General features: G+C 48.4%; 5 protein-coding genes. 4 read left to right on the forward strand and 1 reads right to left on the reverse strand.

What is annotated here, in order from left to right:
• Nucleotides 1-21 precede the first annotated feature (21 nt).
• The 3 genes from IC229_RS00890 to IC229_RS00900 all read left to right on the forward strand — a co-directional run bounded on the left by IC229_RS00890 (nucleotide 22) and on the right by IC229_RS00900 (nucleotide 13,610).
• A complete protein-coding gene (locus tag IC229_RS00890) occupies nucleotides 22-11,652 on the forward strand; it encodes an Ig-like domain-containing protein (RefSeq protein WP_190885032.1) in 11,631 nt (3,876 codons plus the stop codon).
• Nucleotides 11,653-11,733: 81 nt separating this feature from the next.
• On the forward strand, nucleotides 11,734-12,621 hold the full coding sequence (locus tag IC229_RS00895) for a gliding motility-associated C-terminal domain-containing protein (protein ID WP_190885033.1): 888 nt from the start codon (nucleotides 11,734-11,736) through the stop codon (nucleotides 12,619-12,621).
• Nucleotides 12,622-12,626: 5 nt separating this feature from the next.
• Entirely contained in the window at nucleotides 12,627-13,610 is a 984-nt protein-coding gene (locus tag IC229_RS00900) for a PorP/SprF family type IX secretion system membrane protein (RefSeq protein ID WP_190885034.1), read from the forward strand.
• Between the two features lie 778 nt (nucleotides 13,611-14,388).
• Here IC229_RS00900 and IC229_RS00905 read toward each other — a convergent pair.
• The gene (locus IC229_RS00905; protein WP_190885035.1) at nucleotides 14,389-15,105 is read right to left on the reverse strand and encodes a LytR/AlgR family response regulator transcription factor; all 717 of its coding nucleotides are present in this window, start codon (nucleotides 15,103-15,105) and stop codon (nucleotides 14,389-14,391) included.
• Between the two features lie 916 nt (nucleotides 15,106-16,021).
• Here IC229_RS00905 and IC229_RS00910 point away from each other — a divergent pair.
• Nucleotides 16,022-16,732 (forward strand): hypothetical protein, encoded by a 711-nt coding sequence (locus IC229_RS00910; RefSeq protein WP_190885036.1) that lies wholly within the window; start codon nucleotides 16,022-16,024, stop codon nucleotides 16,730-16,732.
• Nucleotides 16,733-16,738 lie beyond the last annotated feature (6 nt).

Raw genomic sequence — 16,738 nt, forward strand, 5'->3', positions numbered from 1 at the left:
TTACTATAAACCACCCAAGTTATGACAAGGAAGTATTCTACTGTCTCCTCCCCCCTGCCTGCAAGCGGCCTGGTCAGATATGGGTTTACAACGGTACTGCAAACCATTTGCGTACTGGTTTACCTGTTTCTATCGGCGCATCAGACAGCATCGGCTCAATGTGATAGTCAAGATGGTACTATTACGGTAACGGCCTCTGGTGGTGCTATGAATGGGGCTAATCTGGTTTATGTACTCACTAATCCAGCAGGAACCATCCTGAACTATAGTGTAACCCCAACATTTACAAATGTAGCCCAGGGCAGTTATCAGGTATATGCCGTAGGTTATCAGGGTAGTTCTCTCCCTTTTTCGATAGGGCAGGGCATTAGCTCGATAACAACCGGCAATGCTTGTGTGCAATATTCGTCAACACCGGTAACGTATAATGTCTGTTCGTCAACGAATACCGCTTGCGATACCCAGAACGGAACGATTACATTAACGGCGTCGGGCGCATCGATGGGTACGGCTAATCTGACGTATCTGCTAACTACTGCAAGTGGCGATATTATAACAACCAGCAGTAATCCCACCTTTACTGGCGTTGCGCCGGGTACGTATTACATTTATGCATTGGGCTACACAACAGCTTCTCCGCCGTTCAGTGCTGGGCAGAATATCAGTGTTATTCCGACAAATGATGCCTGCGCCCGACTCACTCAGCCAGTAGGGGTCAAATCTTGCCCACCAACGCCACAGAATCCTCCATTGATCACGGGCAAGCCGCTGGTAACGAACGTGAACACACCGGGTAGCGTGTGTCTGCCGGTAAGTGATCCTGATGGCACTACGTCCTTTACAGTGGCTATCTGTGGTCAGCCTGCTAATGGAACGGTATCCGTACCGGCTACAGTGAATGGCAGTGAGGTATGCGTCAACTATACGCCCCCGGCTAACTTCACGGGCAACGCCGGAACCGCCTGCGTGATTGTGACCGATCCTACAGGTTTGACTAGTGTGGCCTACGTGCCGATCGTGGTCAACCCACTCAGCGGTACAACGGTTAATCCCCAACCACCTGTGGTGACGGTGGTGCCGATTACCACGCCGATCAACACGACGGCCACGGTGTGTCTTCCGGTCAGCAGCCCCAACGGGTACACCAGCTTCACGGCTACCATCTGTGGTCAGCCCGCTAACGGCACGGTTGTGGTAGTGGGCGGTGGTACGAACACAGTGTGCCTCAACTACACGCCCCCGACCAACTTCACGGGTAATGCGGGTGATGTGTGTGTAAAAGTAACCGATCCGGCCGGCTTGACCACCGTAGTGACGGTGCCGATTAAGGTAACGCCCAAGCCCGACCCGAGTGGCCCTAACCCGCCCGAGATCATTGGCGCCCCGATTGTGACCTATGTCAACCAGCCCGGCAGTGTGTGTCTGCCGGTGACTGACCCTGACGGTACGACAAACTTTACGGTGAGTATTTGCGGCCAACCGGTTAATGGTACAGTAACGGTTCCTCTTACGGTCAATGGCAATAGTCTGTGTGTAAATTACACCCCGCCGATGAACTTCACCGGCAATGCAGGTAACTTATGTCTGATTGTGACCGACCCGACGGGCCTAACGGCTCAGGCCTATGTGCCCATCACAGTACTGCCTGCCAATACGACATGTCCAACCATTACGAATGTAGCGGCTACTAATACCAATCCATCGACCTGCGGTGGTGCCGATGGCAGTATCGTAGTCTGTGGCGTAACGGCGGCTACCAGCTATACGATTAACTATAGCAAAAACGGGATAGTCCAAACCAGTTTCATCCAAGCCTCGAATGCGAGTGGCTGTTTATCACTAACCGGTTTAACAGCCGGTACGTATAGTGCTATTCAAGTAGTTAACGCTTCCTGTACGACGGGGTCAAATACGCTCGGCCCAATTAGCTTGTCAGACCCCGGCTCACCCGCTGCTCCCTCACTTACACTGACTGCGGCTTCGGTTACGATTTGCTCAGGGCAGTCCATCACATTGACAGCCGGCGGTGCGGTAGGTGCTACATTCACCTTCTCCGGCCCTGGTTTAGGAACTGTGAGTGGCAATAGCGTAGTGGCTACGCCGGGTAGTGTCGGTGCGGCTATATATTCCGTAAGCCAGAGTGTAGCGGGCTGTACTTCACCGGTAACCAGCGTGTCGATAGTTGTCAACTCACAGCCAGTTATCAGCAGCGTAACGCCAGCTAATCCAACCACTTGTGGTACGACAACGGGTAGCCTGACACTAAATGGCTTAACACCTTCAACTTCGTACACAATTAGTTACAGCTACAACGGTGGAGCACCTATCACAGCTGCGTTAACTAGCAACGCATCGGGCCAGGTTGCTATCAGTGGACTGGCGGCTGGAATTTATACGGGCATTACGGCCAGCAATGGAGGCTGCACCAGCTCAGCGCAAACCGCCAGTTTGAGCGATCCGTCGGCTCCGGCTGCTCCAACCATCACGGCCAATCCGTCGACGCCAGTTATCTGTTTAGGCCAATCCATTACGTTAACGGCTAGCGGGACAGGTACGAGCTTTACCTTCTTGGGGCCTGGAACTATAACCCCGTCTGGTACATCGGTAATCGTTACCCCAAGCAGTGTGGGCAATGCAGTGTATACCGCTACGCAATCAGCGTCGGGCTGTACCTCACCAGCGGCTAGCCTTACTGTTATAGTCAATGCACAACCGGCTATCAGCAGCGTAACAACGGTTAATCCAACGGCCTGCGGTACACCAACCGGTAGCCTGACATTGAACGGTTTAACGCCTTCAACTTCGTATACAGTTAGCTACAACTATAATGGTGGAGGGGCTATCACGGCTACGTTAACCAGCAATGCATCCGGTCAGATTACGATCAGTGGACTGGCTGCGGGTAGTTACATCAATATCACAGCCAGCAATGGAAGCTGTGTCAGTTCCGCGCAAACGGCTAGTCTGAGCGATCCATCGGCTCCGGCTGCGCCCACGCTGACCGCAAATCCGGCTTCATCGGCTATTTGTTTAGGTCAATCGGTTACGTTAACGGCTAGTGGTTCAGGTGGAACCTTCACCTTCTCAGGGCCAGGCCTTTCGTCAACGACGGGCTCACCTGTAACCGCTACGCCAACCAGTGTAGGCACTGCGATTTACACCGTGACGCAAACCGCGTCGGGCTGTACCTCACCAGCAGCTACGTATACTGTGGTGGTTAATGCCCAACCCGCCATTACCAGCGTTACACCCACCAATCCGACTTCGTGCTCGGGCACCAATGGTAGCTTGGCTCTGAATGGCTTGGCCTCGTCGACATCTTACACCATCAGCTACAGCTATAATGGCGGAGCTGCTGTAACCCAGACCGTGGTGACTAATGCCAGTGGTGTAGCTACTCTGACTGGTTTACAAGCTGGTGCTTATACGAATATTACGGCCAGTGCCAATGGTTGTAGCAGTGCCGCCCAAACGGCCACACTGTCGGACCCCGGTGCGCCATTAGCGCCAGTGCTTACCTTTAATCCAGCCTCAGGCAGTTTGTGCCTGGGTCAAAGCCTGACCCTGATAGCTAATGGAGCAACGGGTGCTACGTTTACGTTCTCCGGTCCAGGACTTGGTACACCAAATGGCAATAGTGTAGTGGCTACGCCGAATAGTGTTGGTACGGCAGTGTATACCGTAAGCCAGAACGTATCAGGTTGTACGTCATCAGCTGCGAGCCAAACGGTAATTGTTAATGTGCAACCCGCCATTACCAGCATTACTCCGACTAATCCGAGTTCGTGCGGTACACCAACCGGTAGCCTGACACTGAACGGCTTAACGCCTTCAACTTCGTACACAATTAGTTACAGCTACAACGGTGGAGCACCTATCACGGCTACGTTAACCAGCAACGCATCGGGCCAAGTTGCTATCAGTGGATTGGCGGCTGGAATTTATACGGGCATTACGGCCAGCAATGGAGGCTGTACCAGCTCAGCGCAAACCGCCAGTTTGAGCGATCCGTCGGCTCCGGCTGCTCCAACTATCACGGCCAATCCGTCGACGCCAGTTATCTGTTTAGGCCAATCCATTACGTTAACGGCTAGCGGGACAGGTACGAGCTTTACCTTCTTAGGGCCGGGTACGATAACGCCATCGGGTACCTCGGTAATTGTTACACCAGGCAGCGTCGGGAATGCCGTCTATACGGCTACGCAATCGGCGGCAGGTTGTACGTCACCAGCGGCTAGCCTTACTGTAACGGTTAATGCACAGCCCGCTATCAGCAGCGTAACGCCAACAAATCCGAGTTCATGTTCAGGCACGAATGGTAGCCTGGCCCTTAACGGCCTGACACCATCGGCCTCCTACACGATCAGCTACAGCTATAATGGGGGTGCTGCTATTACGCAAACACTGGTAGCTAATGCCAGTGGTGTAGTCACACTTACTGGTTTACAGGCAGGAGCCTACACGAATATCTCGGCTAGTGCCAATGGTTGTAGCAGTGCTGCCCAAACGGCTACGCTGTCAGACCCTGGTGCGCCTGCGACTCCAACGTTTACATTTAATCCAGCCTCAGGCAGTTTATGCCTGGGTCAAAGTCTGACGCTGACCGCTAGCGGAGCAACCGGCGCTACGTTTACCTTCTCCGGTCCTGGTTTAGGACCTGTGAGTGGAAATAGTGTGGTGGCTACGCCGGGTAATGTAGGTGCTGCTGTATACACCGTAAGCCAGAGTTTATCCGGTTGTACCTCATCGGCGGCTAGCCAGACGGTAGTTGTCAATGCGCAGCCTGTTATCAGCAGCGTAACGCCCTCGAACCCAGCGTCCTGCGGTACGCCAACGGGTAGCTTAACACTAGATGGCTTAACCCCTTCAACGTCCTATCTAATTAGTTACAGCTATAACGGTGGAGCAGCGACTACAGCGGCCTTAACCAGCAATGCATCGGGGCAGATTACCTTGAGCGGACTAGCTGCGGGCGCTTATACGGCCATTACGGCCAGCAATGGTGGTTGTGTTAGTTCGGCACAAACCGCCAGCTTAAGTGATCCATCGGCTCCGGCTGCGCCCACACTGACCGCAAACCCAGCTTCTTCCGCTATTTGCTTAGGTCAATCTGTTACGTTAACGGCGAACGGTGCATCGGGTGCTACGTTTACGTTCTCTGGTCCGGGACTGTCGTCTACCACTGGAACGAACGTAACGGCTACGCCCACTACTATCGGTACGGCAATTTACACCGTAACCCAGACTGCGGCAGGTTGTACATCACCGGCTGCTACGTATACCGTTATTGTTAATGCGCAACCAGGTATCAGCAGCGTAACGCCCACCAACCCGACTTCGTGCTCGGGCACAAATGGTATCCTGGCGCTGAACGGCCTGACTCCGTCGACCTCTTACACAATCAGCTACAGCTACAACGGTGGCGCAGCAATCACCCAAACAGTGGTGACCAACGCCAGTGGTGTAGCTAGCCTGACGGGTTTACGAGCAGGAGCGTATACGAACATCATTGCCAGTGTTAACGCTTGCAGCAGTGCCGCCCAAATAGCTACCCTGTCGGACCCTGGTTCGCCTGCAGCTCCTACGTTTACATTCAATCCGGCTTCGGGTAGCTTATGCTTAGGTCAAAGCCTGACCCTGACAGCCAGTGGTGCAGCGGGTGCTACGTTCACCTTCTCCGGATCTGGTTTAGGGGCTGTGAGTGGAAATAGTGTGGTGGCTACGCCGGGTAATGTAGGCGCTGCTGTATACACCGTAAGCCAGAGTTTATCCGGTTGTACCTCATCGGCGTCCAGCCAGACGGTGATCGTCAACGCCCAGCCTGTCGTCAGTAGCATTACGCCTACCGACCCGAGTTCTTGCGGAACGGCTACAGGAAGTTTACTGCTGAGCGGATTGTCGCCTTCGGCAACATATGTCGTTAGCTACAGCAAAAATGGAGGTTCGCCAATAACTGCTACGTTAACGTCGAATGGCTCAGGACAAATCACGATAAGTGGTTTAAGCGCTGGTAGTTATGCGGCTATTACAGTAGCGCAGGGAATCTGTATGTCTGCACCTTCTTCCGGTACGATCACCCTGACAGACCCAACGCCTTCGCCATTAACAGCTGCACAGGTAACAGGTATCAGTCCTACGTCCTGTGGAAGCCCAACCGGTCGAATTGACATTACAGGTTTACCGGCCAGCACGAGTGGTATTGTCATCGGTTACTCAAAGAATGGAACCCCGACATCGGCAACGGTGAGCACTGACGCCAGCGGTAGAGCCAGTATTATTAACCTGACATCAGGAACCTATACGGCATTCACCGTACAAATTGGGGCCTGTACGTCGGCACCGTATGCCGGGTCGGTTCAGCTAAGCGATCCAGGGCTTATCCCATTGACAGCGGCTAACATTGCCAATACAAATCCAACCAGTTGCGGTAGCAGTGATGCGCAGATCACGCTGTCGGGTCTGCCAGCCTCAACGACCATGACCATCACGTATCAGGTAAATGGAACGGCTGTATCGGCTAACGTAACCAGTAACGCATCGGGTCAGGTTGTTATCCCTAATTTAAAGGCGGGTAATTACAGCGTAATCGCCTATACGATTGGCGCTTGTACATCGGCTCCCTACAACGGAACGGTCGTTATCAATGACCCAGGCGTTACACCGCTGACCGCTGCCAATTTCACGGCCTTTAATCCAACGAGTTGCTCGGCAACCGACGGTCGTATTGAGATTACCGGTTTAGCCTCGAACATCTCAACGGTCATTACATATAAAAAGAACGGGGTTACTGTTAGTACTACTGTTACAAGCGACAACAGTGGAAAAGTAACGATTCCAGATATTGGAGCTGGCACCTATACGGATTTTAATTATGTACAAGGTGCCTGTACCTCAACTCCTTATACAGGATCCGTAATAGTTAACGGAGTTAACTGTAATCTGAATCCGCCATTAATTACAGGCAAGCCGTTAGTGACGAACGTCAACACACCAGGTAGTGTATGCTTACCGGTAAGTGATCCTGACGGTACGACGTCGTTTACAGTGGCTATTTGCAATCAACCTGCCAACGGAACGGCTAGCGTACCAGCTACGGTCAACGGCAGTGAGGTGTGTGTGAATTATACACCCCCAGCTAACTTCACCGGCAACGCCGGTACAGTCTGCGTGATTGTGACCGACCCAACAGGCCTGACTAGTGTGGCGTATGTGCCAGTGGTAGTCAACCCACTCAGTGGCACGGCCACTGACCCTAAACCACCGGTAGTGACGGTCGTTCCGATTACCACCCCTATTAACACCACAGCCACGGTATGTTTACCGGTGACTAGTCCTAATGGCTACACCAGCTTCACGGCTACCATTTGCGGTCAACCCGCCAACGGCACGGTGGTAGTGGTAGGGGGTGGTACTAGCACGGTGTGTCTGAACTATACCCCGCCGACCAACTTTACCGGCAACGCGGGTGATGTGTGTGTGAAGGTGACGGACCCAGCGGGGCTAACCACGGTAGTAACGGTGCCCATAGTGGTAACACCCAAGCCTACTACAGGTGGACCAAATCCGCCGGTGATCATTGGCGCCCCAATTGTAACCTATGTGAATCAGCCGGGTCGCGTATGTTTACCAGTCACTGATCCGGATGGGACTACAGCCTTTACTGCAGCCGCTTGTGGCTTACCCACCAATGGTAGTGTTATTTTCCTCGGTGCATTTGATGGTAACAGCCTGTGTATTGACTATACGCCACCAACTAACTTTAGTGGCTTTGCGGGTACATTGTGTGTGAAGGTGACGGACCCGACAGGTTTAACCAGTGTAGCTTACGTACCAATCACGGTCATTCCAGTCCCGGTGCCAATTCAGCACCCACCACTTGTAGTTGGTCAACCGCTAGTAACGAATATTAATACACCGGGCAGCGTGTGTCTGCCCGTGAGTGACACGGATGGTACTACGTCGTTCATAACTGCTATCTGCGGGCAACCGACGAATGGAACGGCTTCAGTGCCTGCGACGATCAATGGGGACCAGCTATGCGTGAATTACACGCCCCCGGCTTCCTTTACAGGTTATGCCGGAACCGTCTGCGTGATTGTAACTGACCCCACAGGTCTGACCTCAGTAGCGTACGTGCCGGTAGTTGTAAACCCAATTAGTGGTACGACGGTTATTGAACAGCCTCCTGTGGTAACAGTAGTGCCCATTACAACTCCTGTTAACACGACCGCAACGGTTTGCCTGCCGGTGAGTGATCCCAACGGCACTACGTCGTTCACAGCAGCCATTTGTGGTCAGCCGACAAATGGCACCGCCAGCGTACCAGCCAGCTTTACAGGTAATCTGTTATGCCTGAATTATACTCCACCGATGAACTTTACTGGGAATGCAGGCACTGTATGCGTAGTAGTTACCGACCCCACAGGCTTGACAACGACGGTGCAGGTGCCAGTGACGGTAATTCCCAAGCCAACGCCAGAGCCCGGAGTTCAACATCCTCCCGTGGTAATTGGCGCTCCAATTGTGACCAATGTAAACCAGCCAGGTAGTGTATGTATACCGGTTACGGACCCAGATGGTACAACTAACTTCACGGTGAGTATTTGTGGCCAGCCCGTTAGTGGTACAGTTACAGTTCCAATCACGGTGAACGGTAATAGCTTATGCATTAACTACACCCCACCGGCTAACTTTACGGGGAATGCGGGTACAGTGTGCTTAATTGTGACTGATCCAACGGGGCTAACTAGTGTAGCCTACGTACCAGTGACAGTGATTCCGGTTAACGTACCAATCCAGCATCCTCCTGTGGTAGTTGGTCAGCCTTTAGTGACTAATGTCAATACGCCCGGTAGTGTATGTCTGCCAGTAAGTGATCCGGATGGCACGACAGCCTTTACGGTAGCTATCTGTAGTCAACCTGCCTATGGTACAGCTTCAGTACCCGCGACGGTGAACGGCAATAGTCTGTGTGTGAATTATACGCCACCCACTTCCTTTACGGGTTACGCGGGAACGGTATGCGTAATTGTCACCGATCCAACGGGGCTAACCTCAGTAGCCTATGTACCAGTTGTGGTGAATCCGAAGAGTGGCACTACTACCACCGGTCAGCCACCCGTGGTAACAGTTGTACCGATTACGACGCCTATTAATACAACAGTTATAACCTGTCAGGCAGTGACGGACCCTAATGGTACTACATCATTCACTGCTGCTATCTGTGGTCAGCCTGCTAACGGAACTGCTGTAATAGTGAGTACGGGTACTAATAGTGTGTGCATCAAGTATACACCACCGACTAACTTCACAGGCAACGCGGGAAATGTGTGTGTGATTGTCACTGACCCAACGGGATTGACTACGGTAGTGACGGTGCCAGTGACGGTCATTCCAAAGCCGAATCCGGGTAATCCAAATCCGCCAGTGACCATTGGAGCGCCGTTAGTGACTAATCAGAACCAGCCGGGTAGTGTATGTATTCCAGTCACTGATCCTGATGGTACCACTAATTTCACGGTGAGCATCTGTGGTCAACCTGTCAATGGCACGGTTACAGTTCCTCTCACAGTGAACGGTAACAGCCTATGCATCAACTACACCCCACCGGCTAACTTTACGGGGAATGCGGGTAATGTATGCTTAATTGTGACCGACCCGACGGGGCTAACTAGTATAGCCTACGTACCAGTGACGGTAATTCCAGCCAGCCAGACAACGGGTCAACCGCCGGTTATAACAGGACAACCATTGGTGACCATTATTAATCAACCAGGTAGTGTGTGTTTACCAGTGAGTGATCCAGATGGTACTACGTCCTTTACAGTGGCCATCTGTGGTCAACCCACAAATGGAACGGCTAGTGTACCGGCGACGGTAAGTAATGGTAGCGTGTGCGTAAGTTATACACCACCGAATTCATTTACGGGTTATGCAGGTGACATCTGCGTAATAGTGACAGACCCGACTGGCCTGACCAGCACAGTACAGGTACCGGTAATCGTGAGCCCTGTGTGTAGCACGACAGCTTCACCGCAGCATCCGCCTGTTGTCGTCGTTGTACCGATCATTACACCTAAAAACACACCTACTACAGTATGCTTACCGGTGAGTGATCCCAACGGTACTACGTCGTTTACTGCGGCTATCTGTGGTCAGCCTGCTAATGGTACAGCTACGATTGTGAGTACGGGTACAGCGACGGTGTGTATCAAGTATACACCACCCGCTTCCTTTACAGGCTATGCAGGTACAATTTGTGTTGTGGTGACTGATCCCACAGGTCTGACTACCACCGTACAGGTACCGGTAGTAGTAACGCCAGCTTGTGGATGTACAAAGCCGCAACCACCAGTAATAACCAGTGCGCCGATTGTAACCAACGTCAACATGCCGGGTAGCGTATGCTTACCCGTCTCAGACCCTGACGGAACCACCAACTTCACGGTGACGATCTGCGGTCAGCCGACCAATGGTACGGTGACAGTACCTGCTACGTTGAACGGTAACAGTCTGTGCGTCAATTATACACCACCGACCAACTTCACGGGTAACGCAGGTACGTTCTGTGTGATTGTGACAGATCCAACTGGATTGACGGCTGTGGCATACGTACCGATAACGGTGATTCCGAATGTAGTACCGCAACATCCGCCGGTGATTGATCCAGGTTCGATAACGACGCCAATTAATACTACGGCGCAAATCTGTCTACCAGTGAGCGATCCTGACGGTACTACCAGTTATACGATTACGATTTGTGGACAGCCTGCCAATGGTACAGTTACCACGTCAAGTGCGATAGTTGGTAATCAGGTTTGCATTCTGTACACGCCCCCGACCAATTTTACGGGGAATGCGGGTAGTGTCTGTATCAAGATTACCGACCCAACAGGCTTGACGGCTAGTACACAGGTGCCTATAATGGTAACCCCTGTGCAAACTGCCTGCGTAACCCTGAATCTGAAAGTGCTCCTAGAAGGACCTTACAATTCATCGACTGGGCTGATGAATACGACGCTCAACCAGCGAGGACTGCTACCAGGGCAGACGCCAATAGGCAATTTCGCTGTAGCTACACCGCCGGGGCAACCGTACAATGTGGCTCCCTGGAACTACACGGGTACGGAAGTGCAGAATACGTATGCAGCAGATATCGTCGATTGGGTATTGGTATCACTGCGAACAGATTCGTTAACCACGCAATCAGTATTTAAGGCTGCCGGTCTCTTACATAATGATGGTAAGATTACGTTTGTGAAGCCCTGCTTTACGATACCGGCAGGCTCTTACTTCGCTGTAATTGAGCACCGCAACCATATGGGCGTCATGTCTTCACGGAAAGTAAACGTGACCAACAATAGCTTTACGTTCGACTTCACCCAGCAGGATTCGTATGTAATCACAGATCCACCATCGTTTGGTCAGATTTTGATTGATGGTAAATGGATGATGTATGGTGGTGATGGGAAGAAAGATATCTATACAGACAACTTCGATATCAACTTCTTCGATTCATCGCTCTGGAAAGAAGAGAGTGGCATCTTCGACCAGTACCGGTATGGTGACTTCAACATGGACGCTGATGTTAACTTTAGTGATAGCGTTCTGTGGAATAAAAATAACGGTCGTTACTCAAAAGTGCCTCATTGATTATAAGCCCACTCGGCAGTGCAGTCGACCGCCGAGTGGGCTTATTCTATTACAGTTTTATAATCCTTAAAGACAATGATTATGGTACGTTTTTGCCTACTAATCTTACTTGCTTTTGCTTTTGATAAGCATCAGGCGGTTGCGCAGAAAGGCGTATTTGATGTTCGCTTAGGCTTGAAAAAAGTAGACTGCGAGAGACAGAAAGTGCTTGTTGCCGTAGAAATCAAGGCACACGATGGTTCTTCCGAGTTTCTGATGGGCAACGCTAATTTTCGGTTTTTATACGATGCGCGTTTTCTGCAACATCCCGTACTCCTCGAACAGCATAATTTCAGTAGCTACAATGGAGCAGATCTAAATTACAGCCCTCAGTCATTGACAGGCTCTAGTGAACGCCTGGATAAAGGGATTATCTCCTTGAATATTATTCACAGCGGCACCGAACAGACAGGGTCTATGGTTGGCAGCAATGAGTGGACTATGGTGTCGACGATTCAGTTCGATATAGTTCATTCGGGCTTGTCGCAAAGTACCAACCTTGTCTGGAATGATGATAAAACATTCCCAGTGACAGGATTAAGTGAAGTTGTTGCAAAGAAAAATAGCTCAGCTATAGATAGCTACGTAGTGAAAGCGGGTGGGGTTTTTCAAAATCTGACCCTTAATCCATTTACGGAAATTTGTGGAGGTCTTGGTTTGGGCAATACAGACAATCTAATGATTCCGGAAGGTTTTTCGCCTAATGGCGATGGTATTAATGATGTTTTTGTTATCCACAACTTAGGTGCGCTGAAGGCTGACGTAACGATATTCAATATGAACGGACATATCGTTTATACCAACCCAAACTATCAGAATGATTGGGGAGGGCAGTCAGAGCAGGGTACAATACCCGACGGAACGTATTTCTATAGTATACGCTTTAGCGATGGCCGTTCTTTCCGACGATCAATGACGATTACACATTAAAAGCGATGGTGTCTCAGTTTATAAAAAAAAAGGTGTGGGCAGTTGCGTTGCTGGTAATTATGGGGATTACCAGTAGCCAGGTGCGGGCTCAACAGGACAAGATGTTCTCCCAGTACATGTTCAACATGCTGGCGTTGAATCCAGCGTATGCAGGGAGTCGTGATGTGTTGAGCATGTCAGCCTTGTATCGCAATCAGTGGACGGGCGTCCAGGGAGCTCCCCAGACGGCGACGTTCACGATGGACATGCCCCTGAATCAGGAGCGGATCGGCGTCGGACTGCAACTCTACGGAGATAAAGCTGGAGTTATTCAGGAAGCAGGTGCATTTGCTTCATATGCTTTTCGTATGAAGGTTGGAGCCAAGTCAACACTGGGCTTAGGTCTGCAAGCAGGCGCATCAAGCTATCAGGCAAATCTGGCGGATGTGAGAACTGCTCCCGACGGCTCCAGTTTGAACGACCCTGCTTTTGCCAGCAACATTTCGAAGGTGCTGCCCAACTTCGGTACAGGTATCTATCTGAGCAACGACCGGTCATACTTGAGCATCTCGGTGCCACGGCTGATAAAAAACAAGCTGAGTGAGTACAATTCGGGCGATTATCGGTCGGTGCAGCGTCGTCATGCATATCTAGCGGCTGGTTTTGTAGTAGGCTTGAGCCCAAGCATCAAGATGAAGCCTTCGATGTTATTGAAGTATTCCGAGGGGGCACCGTTTGGTTTCGATGGTAATATTAACTTCTGGTTTGCCGATCGCGTCGCTCTGGGGGCTTCGGTCCGACGCAATCAGTTTTCGACTTGGAGTAGAAACACAACCGATGCTATTGTTGGAATGCTCGAGGTGCAGTTAACGGATCAGTTCCGGTTCGGGTATTCGTACGACCGGACAATGAACAATTTTCAGAGTGTAGCACCGAGTTCGCACGAGATCATGATCCGTTACGAATTCGGTTTCGGTAAAAACCATGTCCTGACTCCGCGCTATTTTTAAAAAAGTTTGTCAAAGTAAGTTACTATTAGCCTCTATATCCGTCTAGAGATTTTCTGTTTATTAATCACTTTTGACGTTAGTTTACTAAAGAGTCAATTCAAAATTTCCTAATTCCCATCCGGTAAGCCAGGGCACTGGGCCTGTACTTACTTTCAGGGAAATGGTTTGTCATTCTCTAAAATGAATCGTTTTGATAATAGTTGGTATTACCAGTATGTGTTTTCATGGATTATTAAATTTTTACGTTTAATTCCAACTTATAGAGATCGCCTTTTTTTAAGCTGGGGTATTTGTTCACTCAGTTTAGTGGTCGGTATAACGCAGTTCCTCTTCTTTCTTGGATACGCATTAATTAATTGGTGCTCGTTTCGGCAACTTATTTTTTTACACTGGATGGGTGTAATGACAACTATTTGTTTGCTAACTACCTGGTTATGGGGAATCTGGTATTTTTGCAGACTCGCTATTCTCTATTGGATTAAAGATTGGTTACCCATTTGGATGAATGGCTCAATAATTAGTTGCGGGCTTATAGCAATCGGCGTTTTTAACCTATGCTGGAATAAAACAGTTATACTAGCGAGCGGCCAACTACCGCTTCATCAGTTTCATATTCTGCTACTTATCAGTTTCTGCTTTGGCGTTTTATTACCTACCCTTAACAATCAACGTGTTCCCAATATTTATTTTGCTTGATAATATGAAGAGATTAATTCCTCGTTAGCATGCAGCTTAGCGCATATGAGAATCCAGATGGGTTTTAACTCAATTGAGGAATTTATGAATCTTGATCATTATTACTAAAAAGCCTTAAAATGCCCTCCAGCTTAGAACGAAAAGATACCCCAATGGGGATTTTAAAATTATGAACCCAGAGTGCACTCCGGTCATAACTAGTGATTTTAGCTATATTGATAATAAATGATTTATGTACCCGTAGAAACATATGATTGGGCAATAAATTTGTTAGCATAGCTAATCGTTCGTTAACAACGGATGAATGATTATTTGAATAAACCTTCGAGTATATACCGTATGCTTCAATAAAGTCAATGTTTTGAAAATCAAATCTTTGTACTTTGCGCCCCATTTTTAGGAAAATATAATCCAGGCTAGAAAAACTTGTCGGAGAGGCTTGTATACCTAAAGCACGGTAGATAGCAATTAAAAGTCGCTCAAATGAAAAAGGCTTTAACAAGTAATCAGCAGCCTTTCCAATCTCATAGCTTTCCAATGCAAATTCAGGATATGCACTTGTAATAATAACGGGTGGCAGTTCGATACCCGATTTGAGCAGGAATAAACCTGACTGGGTGGATAGTTTTATGTCGAGTAAAATAAGGTCGACATGTTCAGTTGCCAGCAGTTCAATAGTTGTTTCAATAGTTGGACAAATACCAACTAATTGCAAAAAAGGCAGTTTCGCCAATTGCGCTCTAAGATCTAGCGCATCGGATTCCATGTCATCAACGATGATGTATTTTTGTATCTTCATTTTAAAGGAACTTGCTATTGATAAGGAACAGATTATGCGCCATGACTTATAGAAAATATTAAGTGTAGATTGTTCTGCTACAAACACATGCATTACTAGAAATATTAGCGTATATGCCAAAGGTCTTTCTACATGAGTCAACAGCAGGTTTCTTCATTATTCAATCAAAATATAATAGGATCGAAATACTACCTAGCTGTTAAAGTCTAGTTAGTAAAATAATTTATTAACATCTAGAGGCCAATACATCACTTTAATGGCTTCTTAACGAAAACGAATTTTAGATTAAGCCGAATTTCATTTCTTCTAATCTCAATACAAAATTTTAACCATTTTTTTAAATAAAACCAGAATCATAGCCAGGCTATCACTATTAAAATCGAAATTCATGTATCAGTGATATTACTTAATGTATTTAAAATCAATATTAGTGTGTTTTTGCGGGATTGACTGATGATGCCCTATCTAAAATAATGCTCTGTCAAATTTGGTGTGGTTGCATAAGCCAAGAATGGCGAAGAACCGTAATTAACAAATAAGATAAAATATATATATTATAAACTAATGAATCTAATTTGTAAACTTATTAGGTAACTCTATATTCACTATGTTTAATTCTTTATTGTATTTAATAAACTAGCAGTTTAAGTTAAGTTACTCTGCATGTATCTATATTAGGCAATATAATTGCTTTATTATGTTGTAGTTCTGCTTTCTCACTATCCAGCAGGCTCCTTATCGCATGAGCTTTTCTAATGAATTACCACGTTTAAATAACTGGCCTAGCCAATGGAGTAACAAACCTCAATTTCTTTATGAATTGGTTGCTCTGAATAGTCACGTTATTAAACCACATGTGCTACGTCAAAGCATCCGTAAGTCTATAAAAAGTCAAAATTCCCTCATCGACAGTAATTTGTCTGTCTTTTTCCGCCAAGGTCTGTGTGGTGGCACATGCGCCACGGCTATCCCTGAATTTTGTCAGTTTGCCAACCAGCCTGGCCGGTCGGTCATTCGATTGCAAATCGACGTATCACCAGCACTTTCTCTATCATCACATCAGTGGTATTTAATCATCCATTATTGCCTCTTCTGTTTTAACCTGTCAAATTCAGCAGCTATCGTACTGTTTCCTCCTGATGGTCTATCAGAATTGAATCTGTTTATGATTAGTCCGGTACATTACTCTTGGGAATTCGTTAAGGCTGAAGACCAGAAAGTTATCTATCAGATGATTTGCTTACAGATTGCCATGTGGTACGTTAAATCAAAAACCGGGTATAATTCGATGATAGTTAATGAGGAGAACGTATTACCTTTCAATGCAGAGTCGCCTGCTACGTTCATGACCTGGGCAATTTTCAAGCTACTGACAGTTCGGCGGGTTGAAACAATTCATCAGTTAGCCGAACATCTACAACTTAACTATCAAATTGAATCAGATTATCTACACAATGATTACTCATTCAATCGGTTGCGTTTTCGCCAGAATCACTCAGCATGGATACCTGTTGAGGAGCTTTTACTCCATGCATCTGACCTGAAAATTTGGCTGAATTTCAATCGGTTAACCCGAGGTAATAGTATCGCTAGTCGGATATTGGCTGGAATAGCTAACATGGGGTAATGCATT

It is taken from the genome of Spirosoma profusum (assembly GCF_014699005.1).
In the GTDB taxonomy this organism is placed as follows: domain Bacteria; phylum Bacteroidota; class Bacteroidia; order Cytophagales; family Spirosomataceae; genus Spirosoma; species Spirosoma profusum.

Bases quoted from the DNA above. Each gene is read 5' to 3' on its own strand.
- IC229_RS00890 (WP_190885032.1), top strand. From the start codon at position 22: ATGACAAGGAAGTATTCTACTGTCTCCTCCCCCCTGCCTGCAAGCGGC.
- IC229_RS00895 (WP_190885033.1), top strand. From the start codon at position 11,734: ATGGTACGTTTTTGCCTACTAATCTTACTTGCTTTTGCTTTTGATAAG.
- IC229_RS00900 (WP_190885034.1), top strand. From the start codon at position 12,627: ATGGTGTCTCAGTTTATAAAAAAAAAGGTGTGGGCAGTTGCGTTGCTG.
- IC229_RS00905 (WP_190885035.1), bottom strand. From the start codon at position 15,105: ATGAAGATACAAAAATACATCATCGTTGATGACATGGAATCCGATGCG.